Below are 18,993 nucleotides of genomic sequence, written 5' to 3' on the forward strand. Positions count from 1 at the left end.
TATATTAGCATCTTCTTTATAGATGAATATACGTAAAAATTCAGAATCAAAATTAAGTAAAATATGAGTGCTACTATTCGAGTTGTCCTGGCAGATGATCATGTATTTGTAAGAGATGGAATAAAATCTTTACTGGAAAACGAAGCAAACATTGAGGTTGTGGGCGAAGCTATTGATGGAGCCGACGCTCTTGAAGTGGTTGCGGACAGTAAACCCGATTTACTTATAGTAGATATTCGTATGCCGAACTTAACCGGTATCGAGGTAGTAGAAAAACTTAGAAGCGAGAATAATGACGTAAAAATCATTATGCTTTCTATGCACGAATCTGAAGAATACGTATTGAAATCGATTAAAGCCGGAGCCGATGGTTATCTATTGAAAGGTTCCAGTAAAGAAGAATTCTTAAAAGCCCTTCATACTGTTGCTGCTGGTGGAAAATATTTCAGTGGAGATATTTCCTCTATACTTATTGGACAATTGACAAACTCTTCTGCTTCATTAGAACCTAAACAAAACTTAGGGGAGGAAATGATGATTACCAAACGAGAAAAAGAAATCCTGACGCTTTTATTATCCGGAAAAGGAAACAAAGAAATTGCTGAAGCGCTTGATATCAGTAAGCGTACTGCCGAAGTGCACCGTTTTAACCTGATGAAAAAGCTGAAAGTAAAAAATCTAATGGAACTTTCGAATAAAGCGACGGAGTATTCTTTATTATAAAAAACTACGTATAATTACGTAATTATTTCTCAAAAACTGCGTTTTCGCAGTTTTTAACTACGTTATAGTACTTATTTTTGTTAAAAAATATAAGTGCTATGGAAAATACAAACTCACTCTCGCAATCACACAAAATTTTAATTTTAAATACCCTGGCTTTCACCGTGTGTTTCGCCTGTTGGACTTTAAATGGTGTCTTAGTAACCTTTTTAGTAGATAATGGTATTTTTCACTGGAGCGTTGTTCAGGTTGGTTGGCTGCTTGGCATTCCGATTCTGACCGGATCAATTATGCGTTTGCCAATTGGTATTTTGACTGATAAATTTGGTGGAAAATATGTTTTTTCACTGTTACTGCTACTCTGCTCGATTCCGTTATTTTTATTGCCTCTTGCAGACAGTTTTATAACATTCGCCTTATTGAGTTTTTTATTCGGAATGGTCGGTACGAGTTTTGCTGTCGGAATTGGATATACTTCGATTTGGTATCCAAAAGAATGGCAGGGACGTGCTTTAGGAATCTTCGGAATGGGAAATGCCGGAGCTGCAATCACTACCTTTTTAGCACCTTCTTTATTAAATCATTTCTCGATAGAAGATCCGCAAAACGGCTGGAAAATATTGCCTGTAATTTATGGTATAGCCTTGGTTGTAATTGGAATCGCCTTTTTAATTTTCGCTAAAAACAAAAAAATAGAAAACAATACCAAAAGTGTTTCACAAATGCTGCAATCTCTTAAATGTGCACGAGTTTGGCGTTTTGGAGCGTATTACTTTTTAGTTTTCGGATGTTTCGTGGCTTACTCACAATGGTTATTGCCGAATTTCATGAACGTGTATCAAACGAGTTTGGTAATGGGTGGATTATTTGCAACGCTTTTCAGTTTGCCTTCTGGTGTAATCAGGGCTTTTGGTGGTTATTTATCAGATAAATTCGGAGCCAGAAAAGTGATGTATTGGGTTTTAAGTTCTTCTGTTGTTTTAAGCGCTTTATTAATGGTTCCGAAAATGGAAATCACAACAACAGGCCCGGGCGTTTTGGCTACCAAAAAAGGAACAATCACGCAAGTTTCAAATGACAAAATTAAAGTTGGCGATACTGATTTTGCTGTTGCTCAGAAAAAAGAAACTGATGTTGAAAATGCCATTTTCCCAACTAAAACTTCCTGGCAGCAAGTTGTAGTACAACAAAACCAAACAGTGAAGAAAAAAGAATTGCTGGCCAAAGGAATCACCGTAATTAAATTTGATGCCAATATGTGGGTTTTTCTGGTTTTGGTTATTCTAATCGGGATTTCCTGGGGAATTGGAAAAGCCGCGGTCTACAAACATATTCCCGAATATTTCCCAACAGAAGTGGGTGTTGTTGGTGGAATGGTTGGAATGATTGGTGGACTAGGCGGTTTCTTTGGCCCGATTATCTTTGGATACCTGTTAACGGCAACCGGAATCTGGTCTAGTTCATGGATCTTTATCCTTGTATTTTCCGCTCTTTGTTTGATTTGGATGCATTATACCATCACTAAAATTATGAACGAAAAACAACCTGTTTTATCCCGTGTTATTGACCGTAATTAGCCTCTTATCGCCTCTTAAAAACATGATATTTATCAGTTAAAAAGTAATCCTATTCTTATAATATTGCGACTTATTTTTAATAAATCACAATATGAAAAAATCAGGAATAATTCTTTTAGCGCTGATGGGGATGATCACAGCAGGTGTACAGGCACAAGAATTAGAGGCAAATTTACAAATCAGACCGCGCTTCGAGTATCGAAATGGGTATAGAACACTTTTACCGGAAGGTCAGGAAGGAACTTCTCAAATTTCGCAGCGAACGAGATTAAATTTTAATTACAAACAAGATCAGTTAAGTACAAAAGTAACGTTGCAAAACATCAGAACCTGGGGAGATGTTCCGACCACAACACTTGCTGATAAAAATAGTGTTGCGCTTTTTGAAGCCTGGGCGCAATATGATTTCACACCTAAATGGAGTGCAAGAATGGGCCGACAAGTATTAGCCTACGATAATCAGCGTATTATGGCCGAAATGGATTGGGCACAACAAGGACAAAGTCATGATGCGTTGGTGGTTTCTTTTCATCCCGTAAATCATCAATTGGATTTAGGAGCGGCTTATAATTCAACTGCAGAAAATATCATCCAAACACCTTACAAGGTAGCCAATTACAAAGCGATGCAATATGCATGGTTTCATTCTAATTATGAAAATTTTGGTGCCAGCTTACTGTTTTTGAATACAGGTTATGAATATGAAAATATCCAAAAGAAACTATTGGTTGATTACAAGCAGACTTTTGGAACGTATCTAACGTACAAAACCAAAAAAATTGACACCAATGTTGGCCTATACGGTCAAACCGGCAAAAATGCTGACAAACAAGTTAGTGCCTGGTATGCCGGAGGTAGTTTTGGATATACTGTAACCGATTCTTTTAAAGCTTGTCTGGGTTATGAATTTTTATCCGGAAAAGATACAAACGATAAAAGTAATGTTATCAAGTCCTTCTCTCCTATATTTGGTAACAATCATGCTTACAATGGTTATATGGATTATTTCTATGTTGGTAATTACCAAAACACAATGGGCTTAGAAGATGCTTATTTAAAACTGAATTATACCAGCAACAAATGGCAATTTGCTTTGATTCCGCATGTATTTAATACTCCGAATAAAATTGTAACACCACTTAATGAAGAATTAAAACATTATTTAGGAACAGAAATTGATTTTACAACAGGCTATAACTTCAAAAAGGACATTGCGCTTACGGGAGGTTATTCTCAAATGTTTGGCTCTAAAACTATGGAATTTTTAAAAGCAGGTGACGCAGGTCATACCAACAATTGGGCATGGATGATGGTTTCTGTGAATCCCCGAATTTTTAGTTGGAAAAAATAGTTTTTCTTTAAAATTAACTTAGATATTTTACCCTTTTCCCATTTCGGAAAAGGGTCTTTTTTTTTCTCTTAATAAAATGTTATTATTTGCTTTAATTAATTATATTTGAATCGATTATGAACCCCCAATTCTATCCAAATGAAACAATTTTTAAAACTATCTATGTTGACATTTTTTGTCACGCACACTGGCATTGGTCAAAAATTCAATGACACTTTAATTTCAAAAAACTCAGAAATTAATTTTGCAAAAACGCAAAAAAGAGGAATTAAAAAAAACAACATTATTTATTATGTTGAAAACGACCTACAAACTATCTCTGCTTATAAAGGAAGCAAATTGAAATGGCAAACAAATGTAATTTCTATTTGCGGAAAACCAAAAAATGGAAATCCTGAAATAAGATATGTAGGCTATAATACTGACAAACTACTTATCGTTATGGGAAAACATAACTTTGCAGAAATTGACATCAATAATGGTATAACAAAACTTGTTGGTTAAGATTAAAAAGTAGTTTATAGTTTTAAGAAATAGATCTTTTAAACGTTTACTTATATAATTTACCCTTTTTTCCGAAAAGAAAAAAGGGCATTTTTTTTGGCTTTTGGATAATCTATCTTTTTTATTTTTTATTTAGATATATTTGATGGAACAATAATCTATTTTAAATCTAATGAAATTTAAAAATAAAATAATTTTACTTTTTTCAATTATTCTATTTTTCTTAATCGGAATAATTTATGATATAAACTATCGCACTTTAACACGAACAATAATTTATAAAGTTGCTAACTACGATTTACAATATTATGGTGGAAAAGAAATTCGCCTTTTCGTTCCAGATTTAGGTTTTATATTGACCTTAATTCCAATTGGATTAGCTATAATTTTAAGCGTTTCAAATTTCAAGAAGTATAGGTTTATTCCAATTCTAATTTTTCCATTTTTTTTAATTTCATTTTACCTTTTCTTCTGCTTTCTAGAGTCGCAAATAATAAAATATACAACAGCAATCGACAAAAACAGCATTTATCATTATCATCATTCTAATGTAAATTATAAACTAATCGCCATTTCTACTATAATATCATCTTTAATTTTAGATCACTTTGGTTTTAATATTATAAAAAAGTTTTATCTCACATCTAATAAAACCCTAAAAATGACTAATTAAATCCTTCTATGAAAATCCTTATACAATTACTACTCATTTCATTCTATCTCAATCGACATCACTAACGGAAAAACAAAATTAATAGGTTCAGATTAAATAAATCACAAGTAAAAACCTCCATTCTAATGAAACTCATAACCTGGAATTGCAACATGGCATTCAGAAAAAAGGCAGCATTCATTCTGCCTTACAATCCTGATATTGTCGTAATTTCTGAGTGTGAAAATCCTGAAAAACTCAAATTCCCTGCTGACTCGAAACTACCGACCGACATTCTTTGGTACGGTACAAATCCGCATAAAGGAGTTGGCATTTTTTCTTATGGCGATTATCGCTTTCAGTTACTGGACTGTCATAATCCAACTTTCAAAAACATTCTACCTATTTCCGTTACAGGTGGCAAAGTCGATTTTACCTTATTCGCTGTCTGGGCCAATAATCCTGCAGATAAAGATGGCGCTTATGTAACTCAGGTTTGGAAAGCTATTAACTATTACGAAGATCTAATTAGAGAGACCAAAACGATTTTAATTGGTGATTTTAACAGCAATACCATTTGGGACAAACCACGTCGGCAAGGAAATCATACGACGGTAGTAAACAAACTCGAAGCAAAGAAGATTTACAGTACCTATCATAAATTTTTCAATCAAATTCAGGGTAAAGAAGAGCATCCTACTTTGTATCTTTATCGTCATGAAAACAGACCTTATCATCTTGATTATTGTTTTGCTTCAAATGATTTTATAGAAGTTCTGGACCATGTCGAAGTTGGAACTTATCACGAATGGACGATGCACAGTGATCACAAGCCTTTAATTATTAACTTTAATCTATAAATAATGAATGACACCTGGACGGAAAGATGGAACGACCGCTACAGCAACGCAGCATTTGCATATGGCGAGGAACCCAATAATTTCTTTAAAGAACAAATCGAAAAATTAAATGCCGGAACGATTCTTTTTCCTGCCGAAGGCGAAGGCCGAAATGCTGTTTACGCCGCAAAACTAGGCTGGGAAGTTGCTGCTTTTGATATCAGCGAAGAAGGAAAAAACAAAGCTTTAAAACTAGCTGAAGCCAATAATGTAACTATTGATTATAAAGTTGGAGCATTAGAAACACTAAATTATCAACCGGAGCAATTTGATGCTATTGCTTTGATTTATGCTCATTTTCCTGCTGAAATAAAATCGTATCTCCACAAAACACTTGAAACTTATTTGCGAAAAGGCGGAATTATTATTTTTGAAGCTTTCAGTAAAAAACATTTAGAATATCTGGCAATAAATGACAAAGTTGGAGGACCAAAAGATATTGAATCCCTATTTTCAATAGAAGAAATAAAAGCTGATTTTCCTAATTACGAAATCATTCAACTAGAAGAAACAGAAATCGAACTGAACGAAGGGTTATTCCATAATGGAAAAGGTTCTGTAATTCGATTTGTTGGAAAGAAAAAATAAATCAATAAATGTTGAGACGCAAATCTTTGCGTCTCAACAGAACATCTCAACTAAATTCTCTTTAATTTTTATACTTCATTCCCATATCTTCAATAGAGAATTTGTCTGTCAATAAATGTAATAATTTATCTCTCAAAGCAATATATTCAGGCATTTTTACGATTTCAATTTTGTTTCTCGGTCTTGGCAAATGCACTTCTACAATTTCTCTTATAGTCGATGCCGGACCATTATTCAACACCACAATTCTATCGGATAAAAACAAAGCTTCTTCGATATCGTGCGTAATCATAATAATTGTTTTTTCTCTGTTGTCTAAATTCCATAATTTCAAAACTTCCAATTGCATTGATCCTTTGGTTAAGGCATCTAAAGCTCCGAAAGGTTCGTCCAAAAGTAATACTCCCGGATTAATCGCAAAAGCCCTCGCAATGGCAACACGTTGTTTCATTCCGCCCGAAAGCTGTCCTGGTAATTTATCTTTATGCTCAAATAAATTAACCATTTTAAGATTCTGAATCACAATCTCGTGTTTTTCTTTTTTAGAACAATTCATAACCGAATCAACAGCCTGAAAGATATTCTGCTCTACCGTTAACCAAGGTAAAAGTGAATAATTTTGAAAAACGATTCCGCGATCCGGTCCCGGTCCTTTTATCTTTTGATTGGCTAATTCCACAGATCCGCCAGTTGGTGTCAGCATACCGCCAATAGCATTCATAATAGTTGATTTCCCGCAACCCGAATGTCCGATAATCGAAATGATTTCTCCTTTTTGAATGGATAAATTAATATCACGAACAGCAATGTATTTCCCTTTTGGAGTTGGAAATGATATCTCTAAATTTTTGATTTCTAAATAACTCATGTGTGTAATTTTAGATTGTTGATTTTTGATTTTAGATTTTGGAGAGTTTCAAGTTTCAGGTTTCAGGTTTCAGGTTTCAGCTTTCAAGTTGCTTGCCTTTGTCCCTTTGAACCTGTGCTCCTTTGTACCTTTGAACCTACGATTTATAAGAAACTTTATTTTCTATAAACGTGAAGAATTTATCGAATACCAAACCCACTACTCCGATGATGATGATGGCTGAAATTACTTTTTCTAAACTTAAGGCGTTCCAGCTGTCCCATACGAAAAAACCGATTCCGGCTCCGCCCGAAAGCATTTCTCCTGCTACAATTACCAGCCATGCAACACTAATACTCAAACGTAATCCGGTTATAATGTGGGGCAAACTAAACGGAATTAATATTTTGGTGAGATAGCGCATTTTGGAGAAACCGAATGCCTTTGCTACATTTTTATGATCCTCTGGAATAGAAGCGATTCCGAAAGAGGTATTGATTAAAGTGGACCATAATGACGTAATGAAAACAATAAAGATTGTCGCCATACCGGTATCTTTAAAAACGACCAATCCAATTGGAAACCAGGCCAAAGGTGAAACCGGTTTTAAAAGCTGTACAATTGGATACATAATTTGTTTGCAAATCTTGCTCGCTCCCATCAAAATCCCAATTGGAATTGCTACTAATGAACCTAATAAAAAGCCCAGTAAAACGGTTTTTATCGAATTGAATAATTGCAGTCCGATTCCTTTATCATTCGGTCCGTAATCGTAAAACGGATCGCTTAACATTTCTTTCAAAACGGTAAAAGTAGCCAGCGGTCCCGGAAGTGCATCTTTCGTATAGAAACTCAACAAACTCCAAAAACCAATAAATAAAGCGATTCCGATTCCTGCAAATGCAGTTGATTTTAGTTTAATCGTAATTGCATTTAAAATCAATTTTAATTTCTCATTTCTTCCCGTATCAATCGCGGTATTTTCCATCAAAACTTCTGTTTGATCCGCGATATCGTTTAGCGTTAAAGTATCTTTATTAGACATGATATTCTGATTTAAATTAAAAATTATGTTAGAGGTTTTTCCGCCACGAATTCACGAATTAGTTTTTTTTTATTAAGCATGGCAATAGTAATTCGTGAATTCGTGGCGAAAAAAAATTAATCTTTATCCACTTAAAAATAGTTTTACTTTTTAACCACTTTTAAATAAGCCGCAGGATTTGAAGGATCAAAAACCGTTTTATCCATCGTTAACGAGAAAGGTTTCATATCGTCATTTGGCACTTTTACTTTCATGCTTTTCGCCACTTCTTCATATAAATCCTGTAAAATCAATTTATCGGCAATGGCTTTATAATTTGGTGCTTCTTTCAAATACCCAAATCGAACATATTGCGCCATAGCCCAAATCGCGTACGATTTTCTAGGATAATTTACCAGACCCCCTTTGTAAAACAGCATATAATCTTTAGCATAAACTTCTGTTCCCTGATTACAGCCCAAATCGTAATTCCCCATTAATCTATTTTCGATAACATCAGCAGGAGCGTTTACATAAGGTGCTTTCCCAATTATAGCAGCTGCTTTTTTACGATTTACCGGATTGTCCAACCAAATACAAGCTTCTAAAACGGCTTTCATCACTTTTACAAGATCTGTTCTGCGTTTTTCACTAAATTCTTTGTTCACAACCAAAGCTTTTTCAGGATGATCTTTCCAGATATCTTGTGAAGCTACCTGTGTAAAACCAATTCCCTGTTTTACTGCAACGCCGCCCCAAGGTTCTCCAACACAATACCCATCCATATTACCCACTTTCATATTAGCGACCATTTGTGGAGGCGGAATCGTAATAATTTTAGATGTTTTTTGATTTACACCTGCAATGGCCATCCAGTTTCTTAACCATAAATCATGTGTTCCTCCCGGGAAAGTCATGGCAAAAGTCACTTCCTTCTCCGCTTTAAGTTTGGCCGCCACGACAGGTGCAATTTTGTTCATTTGTTTAAAACCTACTTTTCCACAAAAATCATTTGAAAGTGTAATCGCCTGGCCGTTCACATTCAGCATCATGGCGATTTTCATTTCAGAACCTGCTTTTCCTCCTACCCCGGTGTAAACCGAAAACGGCATTGAATACAGACAGTGCGCTCCGTCTAATTCACCGGTTAAAATTTTATCACGAACATTGGCCCAGGAAGATTCTTTCGTTACCACTACTTCGACTCCATACTTTTTAAACAATCCTAATTCTTTTGCCATTACAATTGGAGAACAATCCGTTAGGGGGATAAATCCAAGTTTTACTGGATCATTTTGCGCTGATACTTCCGAAAAAGAAACGGCTAAAACGAGTATTAAAGTCAGTACTATTCTTTTAAAAACTTCTGTTGTATTTGTCTGTATTTTTTTCATTTTTAAGAAATTTAAAAGTTATTTGTTTTTATTTTTTAGCTAAAAAATTAGGCTTGATGTTCAGCATTACATAAGCAAACTGAGGGCTTAAATCGGCATTGGCAACATTTTTAACGGCTGCAGAAGCCATAGAATTGGTAGCTTTCATGAAAGAATAACCTGCTTCGATATTGATAATTTTGGTTAGGTTGTATTTTACAAGTAGATCCAATTCGGTTCCTAAATAAGAGTTTAGTTTTCCGCCAGCTCCGTTAGATAAAGTATTTGCCGATTCAAAACCATGAATGTCTAATGCAAAACTTAAATTATCTTTGGCGTTGTATTTAATTTTGAAGAAGTAATCCAGCAAACCTTGTTTTCCAAAACCATTCGCTGCATAAAAATAATCCATGCTTCCCCAGAATTTATGAGGCGTTCCGTAAAGCGGATCAAATCGATTGTCTTTTGAATCGGCCGTAACTGTTTTGGTTCCGTCATCACCCGATAAAAAATCAACTCCAGGACCAATAAACAATTTTCTTCCTACTTGTAAAGTTGATGTAATCGAAAACAAATTGGCATTTAATGATCTTCCATCTTTATTTTTTCCACCTTGATAGTAGTAGCTACCCATCAAATTTAATTTTCGGGTTACATTGGTATTGAAGTAAACTCCGGTTGTATTTCGGCTCCAAACTCCCGTTCCGTTCACTTTTGTCGTTACTGCTGGCGTTCCTGCAGTCACTAAAGTATATTTATTGAAATCATCTTTGAAGAATAAAAAAGACAAGTCACCAAAGAAGAATTTCTTCCCCACATAAGCATATTGAAATGACTTGTACATTGTTCCAATTCCGTTAGTCCCTGCACCGTATGCCGGATTTGTACCATTGTAAACTGTCCCTGCATTATTTTCTTTATTCTGATTGAAAGCAGCTCCCACATCAGCAATCCAGCCTTTATTCGCGAATTTGAAAACAATTGCATCGTGACGTCTTCCTTGTTGTAACCAGTCTAAACTTCCCAGAACTTTCTGATCGTCATAAGAGATTTCCTGACGTCCTGCTTTTATTGAAAGATTCTGAATCGTACTCACCGTATCATTCAAAAAAATCTCAGCCCAGGCTTCGTGCAATAAAATTCCGTTATTCGCTTCTGTTGTTGTTCTGTTAATAGAGGAAGCATCTTGTCCCCAAACGCGAACGTCTTGTACTGCGGTAAATATTTTAAATCTATATCCGGAATATCCGGCGTTTAATCTTGTTCTCTGACTTGTAAATAAAGCCGCTTTATCACCTTCTTGTTGTAAAGTTCCTTGTCCGGCGCGCATTTCAACACGGTCTCTTAACTGACCTGTAAGGGTAAATTGCGCTTTTGCTTCATAGCTTCCCAAAATTGTAAATACAAAACCTAACAATATAGATTTTGAAAGTTTTGATGAAAAATTAATCTTGTGGTTTTTTAATATAGGATTGGTTAATTTGCTCATAATAATTTGTTTTGATTTGTATGAAGCAAATTTATATACGTATAAATACTTAAGTACAATACTTATACCATATCAAAACATTTTTTTTAACCAATAAAAAGCGTTTGAAAGTCAATTTATTTTCTGCGTTTTCGCATGAAACAGATGCGAATGTCAATGAAATAAGAGATTTTTGAGGTATACGTAATTTACTTAGGAGAATTAGATAATTTGGCAATTAGATAATTAGATAATTTTTGGGATGGTGAAGAAAGAGAATAGAATAAAGAGCAAAGAAGCAAGAAGCAAGAATAAAGAGTATAGAATATAGAGAAAAGAGGAATGGATTTGTATTATTATGGGTACAAACGTGAAAGCTGAAACCTGAAACTTGAAACGTGAAACGTGAAACTTGAAACTTGAAACAAAGAAAACCTGAAACTAAAAATACTTATGTTCCATGATTTCTGACTGGAGTTTGGGGATTGCAAGGATGCCAATTCTTTTGCCTACGGTTTTTATTAAGGATTCTTTTTTAAGGCTTGAAAGCACCCTAATCACTTGTTCTTCAGTAGTTCCAGCGAAGTCTGCGATTTCCTTTCTTGAGAGTTCGATGTCTATTAAACCGTTTATTTGGCCGAATTTTCGGTGGATGTACAATAGCAAATCGATAACACGTTCACGCACGTTCATGTGGGCGATTTTACGGATATTGTTTTCGCTTTTGTTGAGTTCATCGGCGTAAAACAACATTAAGGCATACGTAAATTCGGGAACGTTTTGAAGAATTTCCATCATGGTTTCATTGCTGAAATTGCACAAAACTGTATCTTCTAAAGCATAAGCACCAATAAGATATCGTTTACTTGTTCCGAAACCACGAAAGCCAATAGTATCACCGTTTTTAGTAAGTCGAACAATTTGTTCGCGGCCGTTAATTCCGGTTTTAACCGTTTTTACTTTTCCTTTACAAATAAAATAAAGTCCCTGAATTGGAGCGCCTTCGATGATAAACTGCTGCGTTTTTTTACAAACAAAACTATGTTTCTTCTGAACATATTGTTTCATTTGCTCCAGATGCAGATGCTTTTTAATAAAACAGTTTTCGTTGGCGCAGGAATAACAAATTGCTTGCTCGTCTTTCATGAGTCCTAAATTTTTATTGATTTAAAAACTAATTTGTTGTTCCTCATTTATTTTCATCAAAAATAGAAAAATAATTTCAAAAAATAAGTATTTATACGTAAAAATACTTATTTTTGTCTAAGTCAAATACGTGAGGCATTTACGACTGGGCATAATTACAATAGTTGTATTTAAAAAAGAAGCTGTAATGCAAAATACCAAAATCAAAACTACCTGTTCATATTGTGGCGTCGGCTGCGGAATTATCGTTACTAATGATGCCAAAAATGGTGTGATGGTTACGGGCGATAAAGACCATCCGGTAAATAAAGGAATGTTGTGTTCTAAAGGAATGAACTTGCACTACGTAGTAAACGATACTTCTGACCGAATTTTATATCCTGAAATGCGAGGCAGCAAATCCTATCCGCTGGAACGCGTGAGCTGGGACACTGCTCTTGATCGCGCCGCAGCGGTTTTTACTTCTATCATAAAAAAACACGGACCGGACAGCGTTGGGTTTTATATTTCTGGCCAATGTTTAACGGAGGAATATTATTTGGTCAATAAACTGGTAAAAGGTTTTTTGAAAACCAATAACATAGATACCAATTCGAGACTTTGTATGAGTTCTGCGGTTGTGGGTTATAAAAAGACTTTTGGAGAAGATGCTGTGCCAATTGCTTACGACGATATTGAGCTGGCAGATACTTTCCTGATTACCGGTGCAAATCCGGCCTGGTGTCATCCTATTTTATTCAGAAGAATTGAAAAACACAAAGAGAATAATCCGAAAATAAAAATTATTGTAATTGATCCGAGACGAACAGATACGGCTGCTTTCGCCGATTTACACCTGCAAATTATTCCCGGATCAGATATTATTTTATACCATGCGCTTGCGAAACGCATTATCGAAAAAGGATACGTAGATCATGATTTTGTAAAGAATCATGCTGAAAACTTCAAACAATATAAAGATTTAGTTTTAAGTACTTCTCTGGAAAAAGCCTCAAAACTTTGCGGAATTTCCGTAAACGATATTAAACTCACTGCCGATATTATCGGAAAAGCAAAAGGATTTATTTCGCTTTGGGCAATGGGTTTAAATCAAAGTGCTGTTGGTGTAGATAAAAATACGGCTTTACTTAATTTATCTTTATTGACAGGACAAATTGGAAAACCGGGTTCTGGTCCCTTTTCCTTAACCGGACAACCCAATGCAATGGGCGGACGTGAAGTCGGCGGAATGGCGACACTTTTAGCGGCACACAAGGACATTGCAAATCCGGAACATCGTAAAGAAGTTGCCGATTTTTGGGGCGTTGACGAAATCTCAGATAAACCGGGATTAACAGCAACCGAAATGTTCGAAGCATTGGAATCAGGCAAAATGAAAGCCGTTTGGATTATCTGTACCAATCCGATGGTGAGTTTACCGGATTCGAGACGCATTGAAAAAGCATTGCAAAAGGCCAAATTCGTGGTTGTTCAGGATATTTCACATAATGCCGATACCTCAAAATATGCCGATCTTTTATTGCCTGCCGCTGGTTGGTTGGAAAAAGAAGGTACTATGACCAATTCTGAGCGTCGTATTTCTTATTTACCAAAAGGAATCAATGCTCCCGGAGAAGCACTTCCGGATATTGAAATCTTAATTCGTTTTGCTAAAAAAATGAATTTCAACGGCTTCAATTTTAATAGCGCCGAAGAAGTTTACAAAGAACATTGTGCCCTGACCAAAAACACCAATATTGATATTTCATTTTTAAATTATCATCGTTTAAGAACCGAAGGCACTTTTCAATGGCCCGTTCCTGATTATGGACATCCGGGAACGCCTCGCCTTTTTACAGATAAGAAGTTTTACACGCCATCAAAAAAAGCAATTTTCAATTTACCAACGGCTATTGAAAATACTTCGGAACAACCAAGTCCGCAATTTCCATTTATCCTGACTACAGGAAGAGTTCGTGATCAATGGCACACGATGACCAAGACCGGAAAAGTATCCCGTTTAATGACGCATACACCAAGTCCGGTTCTGGAAATTAACCCAATTGATGCTTACAAAAACGACATCAAAAATGGTGACATCGTAATTGTTTCCAGTAAAAACGGAGAAGTTCGCGTAAAAGCAAAAGTAACCGATTCGATCAAGGAAAAAGTGGTTTTCCTGCCAATGCATTGGGGAAAACAGCTTGATAATGATTTGAACCGAACCAATAATCTCACGAATACTGTAGTTGATCCTGTTTCAAAAGAACCGGATTTTAAATACACGACGGTCAACATTACCAAATATGTAAAGCCTTTCCAGAAAATTGCGATTGTGGGAGCTGGAGCTGCGGCCTTCCGATTTATTCAAAATTATCGCGAATTTAATTCTACCGATGAAATTATTGTTTTTTCGAATGAAGTAAATCCGTTTTACAATCGCGTTTTATTGCCGGAATACATGACCGGTGAATTTACCTGGGAACAATTATTAAAAGTAAAAGATGGTGAAGCTTTAAATAAATTAAAAATCACCATGAAAGCCGGCGTGGCAATTGATAAAGTAAATGCTTCCGCTAAAACCATAGTCGATAGTCTGGGCGAGACGCACACTTTTGATTCTCTAATTCTCGCAACAGGAAGCCGTCCTTTTATTCCTGAAAATGCACAACTTCATTTGCCGGGACGTTTTACCGTTCGCCGTAAAGAAGATGCCGATCGATTAAAAGCCTATTTAGACAATACGAATTTACTTCCGGAAGAGCAACATGTTGTTATTATTGGCGGCGGTTTATTAGGATTGGAATTGGCGGCAGCCTTAAAACATAAAAAAATAAAAATCACTATAATTCAAAGAGCTTCCCGTTTGATGGAGCGCCAATTGGATTTGATTTCGAGTAAATTATTGGCTGAGGAAGTTCAGCTTCGTGATATTCAGATTTATTTTGATAATGAAGTCAGTACAGTTTTTGAAACCGAAAATCCAAATGAATTAGAAATCGCCCTTAAAAGTGGCAGAATCATTACGGCAAATACCATCGTTTATACCATCGGAACTATTCCAAATATCGAAATTGCACGCGAAACGGGACTTGCCTGCGGTCGCGGTGTAAAAGTAAATCAGTATTTACAGTCATCCAATCCTGATATTTATGCGATTGGAGAAATAGCCGAATTTGATAATAAATTATTCGGAATCACATCTGCAGCGGAAGAACAGGCTGATATTTTAGCTAATTATTTAGCCGGTGATATTAGCAGTTATTACAAAGGCTCGGTTTTAATGAATATTCTGAAACTGGAAGATATTAATCTCTGTAGTATCGGAGATATTGAAATTCCGGAAAACGATGATTCGTATGAGGAAATTGTTTTTGCCGATCTAAAACAACGTTATTACAAAAAATGCATCGTTAAGAATGACTTGCTTGTCGGAGCTATTTTAATGGGCGACAAAAATGAATTTGCTGAATTCAAAACAATGATCGAAAGCAAAATCGAATTATCAGACAAGCGAAATTCGTTGTTAAGAGGCAGTTCAAACGCTAAACCGGTGTTAGGAAAATTAGTTTGTTCCTGCAGTCAGGTTGGAGCCGGAAATATTGAAGAAACCATTAAAGGCGGTGTCAATAATTTCACCGACTTATGCAAAAACACCGGAGCCGGATTAGGCTGCGGAAGCTGTAAAACCGAAGTAAAAGAGATTTTAGCAAAATGCAAAGTTTAGTTTATTTCTTTGCTTTGAACATAAATTTTACCACAGAGTTCACAAAGGTTTTTCGCAGAGTTTCGCAGAGATTTTTTAATGGATATTTAATAAATAGTCAAAGTTCACAAAGCTTTGAACATAGATTTTATCACGGAGTTAAGAAATGTTTTTTGCAAAGTTTCGCAGAGATTTTTTTAATGTATGTTTAATAAGTAGTCAAAGTTCACAAAGCTTTGAGCAAAAATTTTATCGTATAGCTTTGTGAACTTATTTCGATAGAAAACAATTTACACAGAATATAAACCTTTGTGAAACTTTGCGAAAAACCTTTGCGAACTTTGCGGTTAGATCAGCACAATCCAGCAACCCAAAACTTGAAACTAAAAAAACCTGAAACCTGAAACAAAAAACATATGGAATTGACAAGATTAATAGTAAAAGGAGGCGTTATTTCGCCAGGAGAATTACGTGAAGTAGTCAATATGGCAATGGATCATGGTTTGGATTCGATTTCGTTTGGATCAAGACAGGATATTATTTTTCCGAAGGGATTAAATCTTTCCAGCAAAGAAAAAATCGGGAAACATCATTTTGTTTTTCCAAATGAAAAAAGCGGCAACAATATTGTTTCATCGTATGTTTCAACGGATATTTTCAGAAATACCAATTGGCTTACGGGAAACAAATTCTTATATATTTTAGAGCAGTTTAAAGAGCAGCCAAAACTAAAAGTCAACATTAATGATCCTAAGCAACAATTAGTTCCGTTGTTTACAGGACATTTAAATTTTATTGCTTCGGAGCATGAAGATTACTGGTATTTGTATATTCGTTTACCAAAATGGGAACGTATGGAAGTTTATCCTGTTTTGATTTACAGCTGGGATATTGCTACTTTTTATTATGAAATCGAGAAAATCGTTTCTGAAGAATCTTATGGAATTGATATGATTTTCAGTTTAGTAAGCGAAGCATTAGACACCAATAACAGAACCATCGACAAACCCTTAAATGTTCCTTTTTATCCTTTCCCGTATTATGAAGGAATGAACCGCATGGGAATCGATCAATATTGGCTGGGATTATATTGGAGAAATAATTTATACGATTTAGACTTTCTAAAAGAAATGTGCGATTTGTGTTTTGATTGCAAAATCGGAAAAATATGTATCACGCCCTGGAAATCGTTTATCGTAAAAGGAATTCCGAAAGACAGAAAACTCGAATGGGAGAAATTTTTAGGCAAAAAAGGAATTAACGTTCGTCACTCTTTATTAGAATTAAACTGGCATTTGCCTGTTGCAATGGAATGGGCTTTGAACCTGAAAACCTTTTTGGTTCGAACACTTGATCAATTTGATATTAGTACGTACGGACTGACTTTTGGAATCTCGGAATACAATCGTGATGGACATTATTTTACATCCATTGTAGTGGAGAAAAATGAATTGCCAGCGGCTTTAGAATCAATTAAAATCCGTGACACTTATAATGTTTTATTTGCAAAGAATTTTGATGCCAATACACGCGAGTATATTGTGCATTCGCAAGACATTGACAAATTAGAATTGCCAACAATCCTGATTGAATTAAGCCGAAAATATTTTGAAGAATTGGGAAATTCTATTCCGGAATCAACAGAAAACACTCAGAAAAAAGAAAAGCTTCAATTAGACATTTACCAATGTCAGGAGTGTTTATCACTTTATAATTCGGAATACGGTGATGCAAGTCAGGGAATTCCAAAAGGAATTTTATTTACCGATTTGGCTGAAAGTTACTGCTGTTCTTTATGTGAAGCACCGAAGAGTACTTTTAAGATTTTAGCAGAAGTTACAGCAGAATAAGAAAATTAAAAAAGGAATTAAAATTTTCAAACGAGATTCTTTTCAGATTGAATTTGTTCTTGATTTTACATATATTTGATAAACTATTTTATTGATAATCAATTTATAACAAAACTTAAATGATAATTAATCAGATAAGGATATGTGCAAAATTCATAATACAATTGGATCTCTAAATGACATTCAGTACCATTTAGATTATAATCGAATCGATGAATTTAAGTCAATAGACGAATTAATCAATTTTCGGATAAATTATCATTTTACACAACAACAAGTTATTTTACATCATACAGAGCGAATTGAAAAAGAGAAAGTTACTCTTGAAAAAGAAATAGATGGATTACACGATTCTATTTTGATGATAAGAACTGCACTTCAGAAACTTTTAAAGAGACGACTTATTACTTTATATAAACAGATAGATGATTTACCTCTCCCAGGTTCCAAAGTCATTCCAATTTTACAAGACTATTATTTTAATCTTATTATTTGGCTGCAAATCTGGTTTATGCAAATTTCCTATCCTTTTAAAGTTTTCGTTGTAAAACAAAAACTAAAGAATATTCTTTTAAAAAAAAATAAGCGTTTCAATTTCATAACGGCAAATTTTATCGATGCTGTCAATCACAGTAGCTTACTGCAATTACAAACGTTACAACAACAAAAAATAATAATCGATCAAATAAATAATTCGATTTATGGCGCAATCGGTGAGCAGAAAGTCGTAAATATGTTGAAAAACTTGCCTGACGATTATGTTTTGATAAACGATTTCAATTACTCTTTTCATCCTCCCTTATATTATAAAAAAGAAAATAACTATATAAAGTCTATTCAGATCGACCACCTTTTAATTGCTCCATGCGGTGTTTTTATTATTGAAACAAAAAATTGGAGTGAAGAATCAATTCATAATCCAAACCTATTTTCTCCCGTTAAACAAATAAACAGGACAAATTTCGCACTGTTCAAAATCTTGACAGATGAAATGAGCAAATTGAATTTGAATTCGCTTAAACATCATTGGGGAAATAGAAAAATTCCCATAAGAAATATCATTGTTTTTATTAATAATAAACCAAGAGAAGTATTTCAATTCACTAAAATTTTATCATTAACTGAATTATTACCCTACATAAAATACTTTGTACCGAGCTTTACAAACGATGAAACGCAAAATATTACAGACCTTTTAATGACAATTTCAAATAAAAGAAAGCAGTCCAATTTAATTGTATCAATAACTACACATTAATTTTTTTACATTAATAAAAAAGATCTAGTTATCAGTTTCATATGCACA

At 34.7% G+C, this 18,993-nt stretch carries 15 protein-coding genes; 10 read left to right on the forward strand and 5 right to left on the reverse strand.

Translation table 11 applies throughout. The features are described from left to right. Nucleotides 1-63: 63 nt before the first annotated feature. The 7 genes from B0A65_RS06860 (at nucleotide 64) to B0A65_RS06890 (ending at nucleotide 6,294) form a co-directional block, all read left to right on the forward strand. A complete protein-coding gene (locus B0A65_RS06860) occupies nucleotides 64-723 on the forward strand; it encodes a response regulator transcription factor (protein ID WP_074658528.1) in 660 nt (219 codons plus the stop codon). Nucleotides 724-821: 98 nt separating this feature from the next. Beyond that, complete coding sequence (locus B0A65_RS06865; protein WP_074658530.1) at nucleotides 822-2,300, forward strand: MFS transporter; 1,479 nt, start codon at nucleotides 822-824, stop codon at nucleotides 2,298-2,300. Between the two features lie 91 nt (nucleotides 2,301-2,391). Beyond that, nucleotides 2,392-3,651, forward strand: a complete 1,260-nt coding sequence (locus B0A65_RS06870; RefSeq protein WP_074658531.1) for an alginate export family protein — start codon at nucleotides 2,392-2,394, stop codon at nucleotides 3,649-3,651. 138 nt (nucleotides 3,652-3,789) lie between these two features. Next, nucleotides 3,790-4,155, forward strand: coding sequence for a hypothetical protein (locus B0A65_RS06875; RefSeq protein WP_072972488.1), 366 nt, complete (start codon nucleotides 3,790-3,792; stop codon nucleotides 4,153-4,155). A gap of 172 nt (nucleotides 4,156-4,327) precedes the next feature. Further along, nucleotides 4,328-4,828 (forward strand): hypothetical protein, encoded by a 501-nt coding sequence (locus B0A65_RS06880; RefSeq protein WP_074658532.1) that lies wholly within the window; start codon nucleotides 4,328-4,330, stop codon nucleotides 4,826-4,828. A 125-nt stretch (nucleotides 4,829-4,953) separates the two neighbouring features. Beyond that, entirely contained in the window at nucleotides 4,954-5,667 is a 714-nt protein-coding gene (locus B0A65_RS06885; protein WP_074658533.1) for an endonuclease/exonuclease/phosphatase family protein, read from the forward strand. 3 nt (nucleotides 5,668-5,670) lie between these two features. Next, on the forward strand, nucleotides 5,671-6,294 hold the full coding sequence (locus B0A65_RS06890) for a class I SAM-dependent methyltransferase (protein WP_074658535.1): 624 nt from the start codon (nucleotides 5,671-5,673) through the stop codon (nucleotides 6,292-6,294). Between the two features lie 61 nt (nucleotides 6,295-6,355). On the opposite strand, the gene B0A65_RS06895 is transcribed toward B0A65_RS06890, so the two are convergent. The 5 genes from B0A65_RS06895 to B0A65_RS06915 form a co-directional block, all read right to left on the reverse strand. Further along, nucleotides 6,356-7,162 (reverse strand): ABC transporter ATP-binding protein, encoded by an 807-nt coding sequence (locus B0A65_RS06895; RefSeq protein WP_072972502.1) that lies wholly within the window; start codon nucleotides 7,160-7,162, stop codon nucleotides 6,356-6,358. 136 nt (nucleotides 7,163-7,298) lie between these two features. Further along, on the reverse strand, nucleotides 7,299-8,186 hold the full coding sequence (gene ntrB / locus B0A65_RS06900) for a nitrate ABC transporter permease (RefSeq protein ID WP_083370400.1): 888 nt from the start codon (nucleotides 8,184-8,186) through the stop codon (nucleotides 7,299-7,301). A 143-nt stretch (nucleotides 8,187-8,329) separates the two neighbouring features. Continuing rightward, a complete protein-coding gene (locus B0A65_RS06905; protein ID WP_074658536.1) occupies nucleotides 8,330-9,559 on the reverse strand; it encodes a CmpA/NrtA family ABC transporter substrate-binding protein in 1,230 nt (409 codons plus the stop codon). Nucleotides 9,560-9,587: 28 nt separating this feature from the next. Then, nucleotides 9,588-11,027, reverse strand: a complete 1,440-nt coding sequence (locus B0A65_RS06910; protein ID WP_074658537.1) for an alginate export family protein — start codon at nucleotides 11,025-11,027, stop codon at nucleotides 9,588-9,590. Nucleotides 11,028-11,447: 420 nt separating this feature from the next. Continuing rightward, a complete protein-coding gene (locus B0A65_RS06915) occupies nucleotides 11,448-12,152 on the reverse strand; it encodes a Crp/Fnr family transcriptional regulator (protein WP_074658539.1) in 705 nt (234 codons plus the stop codon). 187 nt (nucleotides 12,153-12,339) lie between these two features. Between B0A65_RS06915 and B0A65_RS06920 the strand changes: the two genes are divergently transcribed. From B0A65_RS06920 to B0A65_RS06935, 3 genes are all read left to right on the forward strand, one after another. Further along, on the forward strand, nucleotides 12,340-15,858 hold the full coding sequence (locus tag B0A65_RS06920) for a nitrate reductase (protein ID WP_074658541.1): 3,519 nt from the start codon (nucleotides 12,340-12,342) through the stop codon (nucleotides 15,856-15,858). 395 nt (nucleotides 15,859-16,253) lie between these two features. Further along, entirely contained in the window at nucleotides 16,254-17,687 is a 1,434-nt protein-coding gene (locus B0A65_RS06930; RefSeq protein WP_074658543.1) for a rubredoxin, read from the forward strand. Between the two features lie 142 nt (nucleotides 17,688-17,829). Beyond that, on the forward strand, nucleotides 17,830-18,945 hold the full coding sequence (locus tag B0A65_RS06935; RefSeq protein ID WP_074658545.1) for a nuclease-related domain-containing protein: 1,116 nt from the start codon (nucleotides 17,830-17,832) through the stop codon (nucleotides 18,943-18,945). The last annotated feature ends 48 nt before the right edge of the window (nucleotides 18,946-18,993 follow it).

Origin of the sequence: Flavobacterium frigidimaris, assembly GCF_002217275.1 — a bacterium.
Lineage (GTDB): Bacteria > Bacteroidota > Bacteroidia > Flavobacteriales > Flavobacteriaceae > Flavobacterium > Flavobacterium aquidurense.